Source organism: Anoxybacillus ayderensis, assembly GCF_013761015.1.
GTDB classification, from domain to species: Bacteria; Bacillota; Bacilli; order Bacillales; family Anoxybacillaceae; genus Anoxybacillus; species Anoxybacillus ayderensis.
Genome location: NZ_JACDUV010000003.1, coordinates 372,225 through 384,832, shown reverse-complemented (window position 1 = coordinate 384,832; position 12,608 = coordinate 372,225). Strand labels below are relative to the sequence as shown.

The following is a 12,608-nucleotide window of genomic DNA, read 5'->3' as shown; positions in this document are numbered from 1 at the left end:
CTAACATATGACAAGTATATTGAGGAAATAGAAAAGTTATCTTTAGACATTAACAAATATAATAATCAGCAGTTGTTTCATGAACAAAATTCTATCACTTCTACAAGTAGTGGAGGATTATCTTGGGTAACTTACTATTATAAATCTTCTAGAGGTGGCTATTGGTTGAGAGCAGCTAAGATGGAGGGGTATTGGGAAGGTGGATTGAACGCTTTTATGCTAGATTCTTCTGCAGTAATTTCAGGAACCACCATTTCAAAACACAACTATTTGCAAGGAAGTCAAGGTGGATTAGTTTCCTCTTTTATGACAAGGGCTGATGCGATTAGCTCAGCTAGGAGTACCCTGTTAATTGAAGCTGCCGCATTAATGGGAGCATTAGGAGTAGCTGTACTAACAGTTAGTACTATTTTTGGCGCCTTAACGGCTGCAGGATCGGCTTCGATTATTGCTGCAAATATGATTAGTGTTTCAAATTCTGCTCATGCAGATATTCAACGCCCATACGAGCTTGCAACTGTAATTAAAAGTCAATAATTGTGAGAATAAGGTGGTTTATTTTGTATGATGTTTAAACTTTTATACTCGCTTGTTATTACGTTTTTGTTGTATGCGCTTATTGAACGAAAAGGGAAACCGCGAGAAAAGATACTGTTTTACATGTGTATTTTCATTTTTCTTTTGCTTTTATCTCGATTGTGAAGGTAGTATAAAAAATTTTGGAGAAGGCATTCCTTATCGACTGCGTTTGTCGTGGTGCTTATCACCTGTCGAAAGTTAACGATGTTTTATCTACTTATGACTTCAGAGTGTGAAAGAGGAAATAGCATGAAAAAAAGTTACATTGCTTTCTTTGCATTTCTTGTATGTCTTTTGTATATTAGTTGGTCTAAAGAAGGTTGGAAAGGCATTTTACTTCTTTTTTTAAAAGGTATTGTTATTTTTGTCATTGTTTACAGTGTCGTATTTGTTATTGTATGGTCGATTATGAAGTTGGTTGGTTTTTTAAAAAGACGTTTGCAATAAATGATACGTTGGACAAAATATTTTCGAACAGTTCCACCATCCCATATGGGGTGGTTTTTTGTTATACTTGTTGCATCGATACATAGAAAGGATAACGAGTGATGGAACGAGAACATTTGTTGTTGATTGATGGGATGGCTTTATTGTTTCGGTCGTTTTATGCAACAGCGCCGAGATGGATGATGAATAGCAGTGGCGTGCCGACGAACGCCGTATATGGGGTAGTAAAGCATATTGAAGCAGCGACAAATGCCCTTCAACCGACGCATGTCGTTTGTTGTTGGGATATGGGGAGTACGACGTTTCGGACCGAATGGTTTCCAGACTATAAGGCGAATCGTGGAGAGCCACCGCATGAATTAATTCCACAGTTCGATTTGGCGAAAGAAGTCGTCGCGATGTTAGGTATCCCAAATATCGGTGTACTGAATGCCGAAGCGGACGATTGCATCGGTTCGCTTGTGAAGCAATATCGTGATGAGATGCGCATTTCGATTATGACCGGAGATCGTGATTTATTTCAGCTTCTTTCCGAGCGTGTCACGGTTTACTTATTGGCTAAAGGAATCGGCAACTATGAAGCGTATACGCTCGACCGTTTTATTGAAGAAAAAGGGATTCAGCCACAGCAGCTTATTGATGTCAAAGCGCTGATGGGGGATCCGAGCGACAATTATCCAGGTGTACGTGGAATCGGAGAAAAACAAGCGGTTAAACTCGTTCAACAATATGGATCAATTGAAGGAATCATCGCAAATTTAGCGAACTTAACAAAAGCGCAACAACAAAAAATAACAACACATCTCGACTTGCTTCATTTATCGCGCAAACTGGCAGCCATTCATTGTAACATTCCGATTCAATTAAAGTTGGAAGAGGCGAAATGGCATGATGAGCGTAAGCGATTTAGGGAAGTGCTAGAAGCGATTCGGTAAGGTGGGGTAAATCATGTTAGTAGAAGGAACAAGAAGTGGGCTGTTCCATTGTAGAAGAAAAAGTCGGACGTTAAACAATAAAAAGGTGCTAAATGTATGTGAGAATTCCCTAAGAACGCTAGATTTGAAGTTGTTTCCGATCATTGATGACTTTGAAATCATAGTGACAGTTAAAAGTAACAAGATATGGGGAAAACATCTTTTTTTCTATAGTGCGAAGCAGAATGAAATTCTCACTTCATTTCCATGGTGGGATTTTGTAGATCAATTGTTAGTTGGTTGGGATGAACATGATATTCTAAACGGTACAATGGATCGACCTTTCTTTGACCTTGAACAAGGATGGCATATTATCATTTTCGAAAAACGTGACTATATGTATATTTTAGAAGGTAACGAGTATCATTGTGAATACAATAAAATTCATACGTGGTATAAGGTTCCGAGAGAAGTGTACTATGAAGAATGGAAAAGTTATTGAATATGTTTTAACCAGCCCCCTGTGGAGGCTGGTTGTTATTTTCGCACTTGCCCGTTTCCATACACGAGCGTTTTCGTTGTCGTGATGGCGCGTAAGCCCATCGGTCCACGGGCGTGCAGTTTTTGCGTGCTAATGCCGATTTCAGCGCCGTATCCGAATTGTTCGCCGTCGGTGAAGCGAGTGGAGGCGTTATGGTACAACACAGCAGCATCGACGCGAGTGAAAAACTGCTCTACATGTTCGTTGCATTCGGAAATAATCGCTTCGGAATGTTTCGTTCCGTATCGTTCAATATGTTCCATCGCTTCGTCCACCGTTTCAACGAGCTTCACAGCTAAAATGGGTGCTAGAAATTCGGTTGCCCAATCTTCTTCTTTTGCTTCACGGACGAACGGATATGTATCCGCAAGTGGTTTGTCAGCACGCAATTCGACCCCTTTTTCATGCAACGTTTCAAGCAACTCTTTTATATACGGCCATTGTTTATGAACAATCACCGTTTCGACCGCATTGCAGACGGATGGACGTTGCAGTTTCGCATTGATGACGATATCGATCGCCATTTCTTTTTGCGCGGAGTCGTCGATAAAAATATGGCAATTGCCGACACCTGTTTCTAATACAGGGATCGTTGCGTTTTCGACGACCGACTGAATAAGTCCTGCACCACCGCGTGGAATGAGGACATCTACATACTCTTTTAGACGAAACATTTGTTGAGCAGTTTCGCGGCTTGTATCTTCTAACAATTGAATGGCGTCTGTCGGAATTTTCGACTGTTTTAATGCTTGTTGCATAACGGAAACAAGCGCTTTATTGGAGTGAATGGCAGAAGAACTGCCGCGCAACAAGACAGCATTTCCTGTTTTTAAACAAAGGCTAGCCGCATCGACGGTGACGTTTGGCCGCGCTTCGTACACCATCCCAACAACGCCGAGCGGTACACGAATTTGTTTTAAGATTAGCCCATTTGGCCGTGTCCATTCTTCTATCGTTTCCCCAATCGGATCTGGCAGGTCAACGACTTGACGGACGCCATCAGCGATTTGTTGAATGCGTTCTTCCGTGAGCTGCAGCCGATCAAGCAATGAAGGAGAGAGACCATTTTCTTTTCCGATCGTCATATCTTTTTCATTTTCTTGTAAAATGTACGCCATTTGCGCAATTAATGCTTCGGCAATCATCGCGAGCGCGTGGTTTTTTTCTTCTGTTGATAATATTCCTAATTGCTTAGCCGCTTGCTTTAACTTTTTCGCTTTCACGATTAATTCACTCATTCGTTTTCGCTCCTTTCGTTTTTAGCAGACAGATGTCCTTTTGAAACATACTAAGTTGTCGCGATGAATAACTTCTGGGCGGTGGTGGAAAGAGTATCGTTTTGCTTCCTCGCTTGAAAGACCTTTTACCTTCGCTAAATCGTTAGCCGCATAATATACTTGCCCTCTAGCGATCACATCGCCTTTTTGATTGACGACATTGACGACATCAAGTGCTTGAAATGAGCCGACTACGTTCGTTACACCGGCAGGCAATAAACTTTTTCCTTTATGCAAAATGGCTGTTTCTGCCCCTTCATCAATTTCAATCGCTCCTGTGACTTCGGAATGGTACGCGATCCATTGTTTGCGCATTTGCATATGTTCTTGAAAAGGGGATCCGATATACGTCCCGTCGCCTTTTCCTTCTAAAATATGTTGCAATTTTTCTTTGCCAGCGCCTGTGCCGATAAAAACGCTAACACCGAAAGAAAGTGCCTTTTGTGCTGCCAACAGCTTTGATTTCATTCCCCCTGTTCCAACCGTTGATCCGCTTCCACCTGCTTGGGTAATCAGTTCGTCAGTAATTTCTGATAGAAAATGGTATTTTTTTGCTTCAGGACGTTTCGGGTTTTGATCATACAGCCCGTTAATGTCCGTTAAAATGATGAGAGCATCCGCATGCAAAAATCCACTCACAAGCGCCGACAATAAATCGTTATCCCCAAACGTCAACTCTTCGACGGAAACAGAGTCGTTTTCGTTAATAATCGGAAGCACACCTCGTTCTAACAATGTGGAAATCGTCGCAAATAAGTTACGAAATCGCTCGCGATCGTAAAAATCTGCTCGTGTTAACAATAGCTGCCCGGTGACGATACCAAATGAACGAAAGGCTGAAATGTAGCTTTGCATCAGCACTCCTTGACCGACTGCGGCTGCTGCTTGTTTTCCAGCGATCGTTTTTGGGCGCGAACGATACCCAAGCAACCCAAACCCAGCGGCGACCGCGCCAGAGGAAATGAGAATGACGTCATGTCCGAGTTGTTTCATATACGCAAGCGCTTCAACATGTTCGCGTAGTTTTTGTTCCGAGAGTGTTCCGCTTTTTTCCGTTAATGAACTACTCCCAATTTTGACGACAATTCGCTTTTTTTTCACCGTTTCACTCCTTTCTAAAAAATAAAAACGCTTCTTCGCCCTTATAGAAAAGGACGGAAAAGCGTTGTTTCCGCGGTACCACCTTTTTTGGCGCAAAGCGCCCACCTCTTGCCCCGTAACGTGGGGAGACGACTTATGTTTGCATAAGCGACCATATAGGGTAGGTTCAACCGACTTCCTGTGAGGAACCTTCCAGCCTACGAGTTCCACTCTCTTGCACATTCCATCGGTTTACTTGTCCCGTGCCTTTTCTATATATGCATTTTTCAGAATTATGAAACAAAAAAGCGGAGATGTCAATGGATTTTACGACTGTTTGGATAAAAGACGAAGTTTTCGCTCATGTTGGAGTGTTTTGGAAGAAAGCAAATCAACGGTTTCTTGTGTATCCGATAGCTCGTCTCGTAAGTGGTCAATTTTTTCATTCAGTTGTTTAAATTGTTCGTTCGTCTCTTGTTTTAGTTCGTCGATTTTTGCTTCTAATTTGCTTCCCACCGCACTAATTTCAGCCCGGAGCTGGCTTCCCATTTCCTGCATTTCGGTCCGGAGTTGGTTGCCCATCTCTTGCATTTCCGTTCGTAGTTGGTTGCCCATCTCCTGCATTTCCGTTCGTAGTTGGTTGCCCATTTCTTGCATTTCGGTCCGTAGTTGGCTTCCCATTTCCTGCATTTCGGTCCGTAGTTGATTGCCCATTTCCTGCATTTCCGTTCGGAGCTGGCTTCCCATTTCCTGCATTTCCGTCCGAAGTTGGTTGCCCATTTCCTGCATTTCATCACGAATTTTGTCTGAAAATAGTTCGAGCGCTTTCACAATTTCTTTTACAATTATTTCTTTCTCCACTTCGATTCACCTCCCCTTTACTTTTCATTATAAATGAATGACGGACAAGAAAGAAGCATGTTTCTCGTCATTTTTTGAATATAAAAAGTAAATATATGAAACTTTTACCTGGATTTATACGTTATAATGGAATAAAGGGAGGAGTGAGAAACATGGGTTTAGTTTTACAACATGTGACAAAACAGTTTGGTTCGTTTGTAGCAGTAGATGACGTAACATTATGTATTCCAGAACAGCGTATGTTTGGGTTTCTTGGAGCGAATGGAGCGGGGAAAACGACAACATTTCGAATGATTTTAGGGTTGCTTGAGCCGACGAAAGGGGAGATTACATGGAACGGTGAACGCATCACATATAAGCATAGCCATCTCATTGGATATCTGCCGGAAGAAAGAGGATTGTACCCAAAGTTGAAAGTAAAAGAACAGCTCATTTATTTAGGAAGATTGCGAGGGTTACATAAAGAAGACATTGTAAAAGAAATGCGTTATTGGCTCGATCGTTTTAAAATACCACAATATGAAAATCAAAAAGTAGAACAATTATCAAAAGGGAATCAACAAAAGATTCAATTTATCGCTGCGGTGTTACATCGTCCGTCATTGCTTATTTTAGACGAACCGTTTAGCGGATTAGATCCAGTAAATGTAGAAATGTTAAAAGAAGCAGTGATTGACTTACAGCAACAAGGAACAACAATTGTTTTTTCAAGCCATCGGATGGAACATGTCGAGCAACTATGTGAACATATATGCATTATGCATAAAGGAAAACCGATTGTGCATGGATCAATAAAAGCATTAAAGAGATCTTTCGGTAAAAAAAATGTGATCATTCATGGAGAGTTACCGTTTGAAACGTTAGGAAAAATTCCAGGCGTATTGAAAATGGAGAAAACGGTTGAAGGAGTTCGTTTGCAAATAGCTGATGAACACGTATCGCAGCACATTCTTGAACATATTTATGCCAAAGGATTCATTCGTACGTTTTCATTAGAAGAACCATCGCTGAATGACATTTTTATTGAGAAAGTAGGTGCAGCGTATGAACAATAAATTTTGGATTGTTTTTGCTCATACGTATATGACGAAATTAAAATCAAAGTCTTTTTTCATTTCAACGGTGATTACTACTCTCATTATATTTGGTATTGGTCAATTAGATCGCATCATTGAAGCGTTTAGCGATAATGGTCAAAAAACAATTGGTGTGATCGATCAAACGAACGGATGGTACGAAGCATTGCAAGCACAAATGCAGTCAAATAAAGAAATAAAACTTGTTCGCCACGATGAAAATGAAGAACAAGCGAAAAAATATGTTCAAACAGAAAAGTGGTATGCGTATATTGTACTTCATGTACAAAATGGACAGCCGAAAGTAGCATATTATGCGAAAAATATTGCAGATAGCGATGTCACTCATGAAATTGAGCAAGCACTACAACAAGTAAAAATTGCGATGATGGCGAAACAAATCGGATTAACATATGACCAAATCAATGCATTATATGCACCGATTCCGATAGAAAAAGTAGCGCTTGAAAAACACGCAAAAACAGAAGAACAATTAGAACAAGCTAGAGCGATCGTGTATGTTTTACTGTTTGCGATGTATATGTTCGTGTTAATGTACGGAAGTATGATTATGATGGAAGTGGCAACAGAAAAATCATCTCGCATTATGGAAATTTTAATTTCAAGCACTTCACCAATTCAACAATTATTCGGGAAAATTTTAGGGATTGCTTTGTTGAGTTTGACGCAGTTTGTTGTGATTTTCGCTGTCGGTTATACATCACTGCAAAATAGTTCTATGTTAAGTCAGTTACTTGGAATGGAAGAATTACCAATTTCCTTAATCACATACGGAATTGTCTTTTTCTTGCTCGGTTATTTGTTATATGCAATGTTATTTGCTGTGCTTGGCTCGATTGTTAGCCGAGTAGAAGAAGTGCAACAAATGGCTGGTCCTGTAACGATGCTCGTTGTTGCCGCGTTTATTATGGCGATGGTTGGGCTTAATGTACCGGAATCTCCATTTATTACAGCGATGTCTTTTGTCCCGTTTTTTACTCCGATGATTATGTTTTTAAGAATTGGAATGTTAAATGTTCCAATTTGGGAAATTGCCCTTAGTCTCATTTTGCTCGTTGGAACGATTGCCTTTTTATTCGTGTTTGGATCAAAAATATATCGTGGTGGCGTGCTGATGTACAATCAAGCGTCTTCCTGGAAAGACCTGAAACGAGCGTGGCAATTAACGAAAAGATGAAAACCGAGCTGCTTGCTCGGTTTTTTACATCGGCTTTGTCGGCGTTGGTTTCGCATAGCCTTCTTTATATGTTTCATCAATAAGGCGGCGAATGTCTTTCACAGACATTCCTTTTTCATATTGTTCGATTGAAATGGATGCGATTTCTAAACAAACGCCACATTTTGTCGCATGATCATCCCAGACGATTGCACCGTTGCTTTTGTTTTCATATACAAAACAATCATAATTGTTTTCATGACCTGCCGATTCACCACAACCGCAATAACAAGGGATGCTTTCTAACAATGCTCGATGTGTTGCTACTTGTTCGTATAAATGGGCCATCGACTCATTGTAAGATGCTAAAAACGATGGAAGTTCGTGAATCGAGGCAGTCTCTTCTCGAATATCTCCTGTCTGATGTTCAGTTGCGTGATCATTTTCGTTTTGTGCACAACCACTGAACAATAAACTGACGGAAAGTATGGAACTAAACATAAATTGTTTTCTCATATGAAACCATCCTTTTCAACAATCATCGTATTGTCCGACTTTTTTCACTATTTCTTTTATCTTTTTACTATTATAATAAAAATAATAGTAAATGATAAGGAAAAAGGCGGGGGAAAAATGGATGGCATCGAAGTAAAAGGACAAACGGTAGAAGAAGCGATTGAAGAAGGGCTAAAGCAGCTTCAAGTGACGCGCGAAGATGTAGTCATTGAAATCGTTCAACAAGAACGTAAAAAGTTGTTCGGTATCGTTTCGCAACCTGCTATTGTCCGATTGACAAAAAAGCAACAAACAGAATCAGTTATCCAAAAAATAGAAGGTAAAGCGTGGGTGAAAGACGGTGTTTTACATTATGAATGTGTGCATGAAGGTCCAACGATTGTCGTTGGTGAAGGAGTCATCTGTTTACATAACGGAAAAGCGATCGAAGGAAGTATAACGCTACAAGAAGGAGACGACGTTCGCATTTATCCGAAAGAAGAAAGCATCGCCCAATCTGTTTGGAAAATTGACATAGATGCTAAGAAGCTAGAGGCAACGCTGACGTTTGCACCGGGTGTACGACGCCGATATGTACTTGAAGATCAGCAACCAGCTAGCAAATTACATATACAAGCGAAAATGGAGACAGAACTCATCTATGATGTGTCATATGAGCAAGTGATGGCGAAACTCCAAGAATTAGGAATCGTGTATGGAGTGAATGAAGAAGCTATTCGAGAGGCGTTGCAGGCAGAGAAAAAAATAACGGCTGTGATCGCAAAAGGAATTGAACCAATCGAAGGAAAAGACGGTTGGGTGGAAGTAAAAGTAGGGGAGGGGAGAAAAAAGCCAAAAGTTCGTGAAGACGGGACAGTTGATTATAGGGAAATAGAAACGATTGCGACTGTTGGTGAAGGAGATTTAATTGCTGTTGTTCATCCCCCGCAACAAGGGAAACCAGGGTTAACGGTGACAAACGAAGTGATCCCTGTGAAAGAAGTGCATCCGGTGACAATTAAACTTGGTAAAGGGGTAACGATGGATGAAAATCGCATTTTAGCTATACAGGGGGGACGACCGCAAATAGCAAAAAAAGGAAAAACAGTTGTCGTTTCCATCATTCCAAAGCTCGTTCATCAAGGAGATGTGGATTTATCTGTAGGAAATATTTATTTTAAAGGTGATGTTGAGATTGCAGGAAACGTTCAAGAAGAAATGGTTGTTGAGGCACTTGGTAGCATTATGATTTTACAAAATGTCAATCGAGCAAAAATTCGTGCGCAACAATCGATTTTTATTCAACAAAACGTCATTGGTGGTACAGTGACATCAGGGGAAAATAAAATGCTTGTTACGCAGCTTATTGGTTTATTACAACAAATTCGCCACTCACTTGAGCGAATGATTGTTACGATCCAACAACTTATGGTCATGTCTAAAATTCGCGAACAAGATATTTATCCAATTACGAAAAAGTTAGTGGAAAGTAAATTTCAAACAATGATGGAGGCGATGAAACAGTATAAAACACTGTGTGAGCAAAAGCGAGAAGAAATTGGCGAACAATGGTTTGATATCGGTTCGCAGTTGGACGGCTGTTTGTTTGCGGATCGTCCGAATCATTTTCATTGTTTAGAAGGGATGGCCAATTTACTTCGTGAACTCAATACGTTTATCGGACAATATGACCGTGAAGAGAATGATGCGATAGAGCTTTCTTATGCTTTAAATAGCGTCATTCATGGAAGTGGTGATGTAATTGTGACAGGAAAAGGATGTTACAATTGCAATATTTATGCCGGTGGGACATTGACGGTTCATGGGGTATTGCGCGGTGGAGAAGCGTATGCTCAAAAAGGAATGAAAGTGAAAGAAGTCGGATCTTCACTTGGCATTAAGACCGTATTGGCTGTGCCAAAAGGGGAGATCATTTATATTGAACACGCGTGGGAAGGAACTGTTGTGCAATTCGGTAAAAGGACGTATACATTTTATGAAGAAAAAAAATATGTTGAAATGAAATGGGACGATGAACGTCAAGAAATTGTATTTGGATAAGAAGGCGCATTGGCAACAAAGGCCATGCGTCTTTTTATATATTTTTTCATCTATGCATATAGTATAATAAAAATGTTCTTAATTTTCTTTCTTTTTCAAAAGGGAGGTTGAAAAATGAAAGCGGTTACGGATGGGGATATTTTATGGACACCAACGAAAGAACAAATCGAACAATCAAGCGTAAAAAAGTATATGAATTGGTTAGAAGCGAATAAAGGGCTGAGGTTTGAGTCGCACGCGGAGCTGTGGAAATGGTCGGTCGAGAAACTTGAGCAATTTTGGGAAACAGTGTGGGAATATGGGGAGATTCAATCGTCCGCGCCTTATACGTGCGTCCTTGAGGAGCGAAAAATGCCGAGAGCAAACTGGTTTCCAGGTGCACGGTTAAACTATGCGGAACATATTTTCCGCAACATGAAGGAGAAGCCAGCGCTTTTGTTTCGTTCTGAGCGTGTTTCACTACGTGAAGTGACATGGGAAGAGTTAAAACAACAAACAGAAGCGGTCGCTTCGGCATTGAAAAAACTTGGCGTGAAACAAGGCGATCGCGTCGTTGCTTATATGCCGAACATTCCCGAAACAGTCGTTGCGTTTTTGGCGTGCGCCAGTATTGGCGCGATATGGTCTAGTTGTTCCCCGGATTTTGGTGCCAACAGCGTCATCGACCGTTTCCAACAAATTGAGCCGACGATTTTGTTTGCGGTGGACGGTTGTCAATATAACGGAAAAACGTTCGACAAAGTGCCTATTGTTAAAGAATTACAAGAAAAACTGCCATCGTTAAAAAAGACGATTGTCGTTCCGTATTTACGCAACGATGTCAGTCCGTGGGACGAGTCTGTTTTGTTATGGACGGACGTGTTGAAAGAAGAAGGCGAGCTTATATATGAACAAGTGCCGTTTGCTCATCCGCTTTGGATTTTATATTCTTCCGGGACAACGGGATTGCCAAAGCCGATTGTACAAGGACATGGCGGCATTTTATTAGAACATTTGAAAATTTTATCGATTGAATACAACATTGCACACGATAGCACGTTTTTCTGGTTTACGACGACTGGTTGGATGATGTGGAACTTTTTAGTTGGCGGGCTGTTAGTCGGGGCAACAGTCGTACTTTACGACGGAAGTCCGACGTTTCCAGATGCGAACGTGTTATGGGAACTTGCCGAAAAAGCAAAAATCACCCATTTTGGCACAAGCGCAGCGTTTATTAACGTCTGCATGAAACAAGGCATCCGGCCGAAAGATACCTACGATTTCTCTCATTTGCAAGCGGTTCTGTCGACCGGATCGCCGCTGACGACCGAAGGGTTTCTTTGGGTGTATGAACATGTGAAAGATGTTTGGCTCGTGTCATGCAGTGGGGGAACGGATGTATGCACCGCGTTTGTCGGTGGGTCGCCGGTGCTGCCGGTTCGTGCCGGCATGCTGCAATGCCGTTCGCTTGGGGCGAATGTGCAAGCGTTTGATGAACATGGACGTTCGCTGATCAACGAAGTCGGGGAACTAGTCATCACGGAACCGATGCCGTCGATGCCGCTCTTTTTCTGGAACGACGAAAACGACCGCCGCTATCTCGAAAGCTATTTTGATACGTATCCAGGCGTGTGGAAACATGGGGACTGGATTAAAATTGACGACGAAGGAAGTTGCGTCATTTACGGCCGTTCCGATTCGACGATTAACCGTGCGGGCGTGCGGATGGGCACGAGCGAAATTTATCGTGCTGTTGAAACGGTTGAAGGCATTCTCGACAGCTTAGTCATTGACTTAGAAGTGATGGGGCGGAAATCGTTTATGCCATTGTTTGTCGTCCTTCAGCCAGGTGTAGAGCTAGACGATGCATTAAAGCAACGAGTGAAAGAAGCCATTAAAGCGCACGTATCACCGCGCTTTATTCCAGAAGAGATTTACCAAGTCGACCAAATCCCAAAAACGTTAAACGGTAAGAAAATGGAAATCCCTATTCGCAAACTTTTATTAGGCTTCCCGCTCGAAAAAGCGGTGAACGTCGGCTCAATGGCAAACTCCGAATCGCTTTCTTTCTTTATTGAACTTGCAAAACAATGGGAACATTCGAACGTATAAGCAAGGCTG

The 12,608-nt window shown here is 41.4% G+C and carries 12 protein-coding genes and 1 pseudogene; 9 read left to right on the top strand and 4 right to left on the bottom strand.

Features of this window, described 5'->3' with window-relative positions:
* The 5 genes and pseudogenes from HNR63_RS06615 to HNR63_RS06595 form a co-directional block, all read left to right on the top strand.
* Nucleotides 1-537 (top strand): annotated as a pseudogene (locus HNR63_RS06615) (hypothetical protein); the annotation flags it as partial.
* A gap of 27 nt (nt 538-564) precedes the next feature.
* Complete coding sequence (locus HNR63_RS06610; protein WP_181520202.1) at nt 565-702, top strand: hypothetical protein; 138 nt, start codon at nt 565-567, stop codon at nt 700-702.
* 126 nt (nt 703-828) lie between these two features.
* Entirely contained in the window at nt 829-1,026 is a 198-nt protein-coding gene (locus HNR63_RS06605) for a hypothetical protein (protein ID WP_085787958.1), read from the top strand.
* Nucleotides 1,027-1,127: 101 nt separating this feature from the next.
* Nucleotides 1,128-1,961 carry a 5'-3' exonuclease gene (locus tag HNR63_RS06600; RefSeq protein ID WP_181520201.1) on the top strand — a complete coding sequence of 278 codons (834 nt, stop codon included), beginning with the start codon at nt 1,128-1,130 and terminating at the stop codon, nt 1,959-1,961.
* A gap of 13 nt (nt 1,962-1,974) precedes the next feature.
* The gene (locus HNR63_RS06595; RefSeq protein ID WP_181520200.1) at nt 1,975-2,442 is read left to right on the top strand and encodes a hypothetical protein; all 468 of its coding nucleotides are present in this window, start codon (nt 1,975-1,977) and stop codon (nt 2,440-2,442) included.
* Between the two features lie 35 nt (nt 2,443-2,477).
* On the opposite strand, the gene HNR63_RS06590 is transcribed toward HNR63_RS06595, so the two are convergent.
* The 3 genes from HNR63_RS06590 to HNR63_RS06580 form a co-directional block, all read right to left on the bottom strand.
* Nucleotides 2,478-3,719, bottom strand: coding sequence for a glutamate-5-semialdehyde dehydrogenase (locus HNR63_RS06590; protein WP_181520199.1), 1,242 nt, complete (start codon nt 3,717-3,719; stop codon nt 2,478-2,480).
* A gap of 21 nt (nt 3,720-3,740) precedes the next feature.
* Complete coding sequence (gene proB, locus HNR63_RS06585; RefSeq protein ID WP_181520198.1) at nt 3,741-4,859, bottom strand: glutamate 5-kinase; 1,119 nt, start codon at nt 4,857-4,859, stop codon at nt 3,741-3,743.
* Between the two features lie 306 nt (nt 4,860-5,165).
* Nucleotides 5,166-5,699 carry an apolipoprotein A1/A4/E family protein gene (locus tag HNR63_RS06580; RefSeq protein WP_181520197.1) on the bottom strand — a complete coding sequence of 178 codons (534 nt, stop codon included), beginning with the start codon at nt 5,697-5,699 and terminating at the stop codon, nt 5,166-5,168.
* Nucleotides 5,700-5,851: 152 nt separating this feature from the next.
* Between HNR63_RS06580 and HNR63_RS06575 the strand changes: the two genes are divergently transcribed.
* Together HNR63_RS06575 and HNR63_RS06570 are read left to right on the top strand one after the other, a co-directional pair.
* Nucleotides 5,852-6,754 carry an ABC transporter ATP-binding protein gene (locus HNR63_RS06575; RefSeq protein WP_181520196.1) on the top strand — a complete coding sequence of 301 codons (903 nt, stop codon included), beginning with the start codon at nt 5,852-5,854 and terminating at the stop codon, nt 6,752-6,754.
* Entirely contained in the window at nt 6,744-7,973 is a 1,230-nt protein-coding gene (locus HNR63_RS06570; protein ID WP_181520195.1) for an ABC transporter permease, read from the top strand. The genes HNR63_RS06575 and HNR63_RS06570 overlap by 11 nt, the downstream gene beginning before the upstream one ends.
* A gap of 24 nt (nt 7,974-7,997) precedes the next feature.
* Here the strand turns inward: HNR63_RS06570 and HNR63_RS06565 are convergent, their stop codons facing one another.
* Complete coding sequence (locus HNR63_RS06565; protein ID WP_085788379.1) at nt 7,998-8,468, bottom strand: PCYCGC motif-containing (lipo)protein; 471 nt, start codon at nt 8,466-8,468, stop codon at nt 7,998-8,000.
* A 117-nt stretch (nt 8,469-8,585) separates the two neighbouring features.
* Here HNR63_RS06565 and HNR63_RS06560 point away from each other — a divergent pair, with 117 nt between their 5' ends.
* The gene (locus tag HNR63_RS06560; RefSeq protein WP_181520194.1) at nt 8,586-10,508 is read left to right on the top strand and encodes a FapA family protein; all 1,923 of its coding nucleotides are present in this window, start codon (nt 8,586-8,588) and stop codon (nt 10,506-10,508) included.
* Nucleotides 10,509-10,622: 114 nt separating this feature from the next.
* Nucleotides 10,623-12,599 (top strand): acetoacetate--CoA ligase, encoded by a 1,977-nt coding sequence (locus tag HNR63_RS06555; protein ID WP_181520193.1) that lies wholly within the window; start codon nt 10,623-10,625, stop codon nt 12,597-12,599.
* The last annotated feature ends 9 nt before the right edge of the window (nt 12,600-12,608 follow it).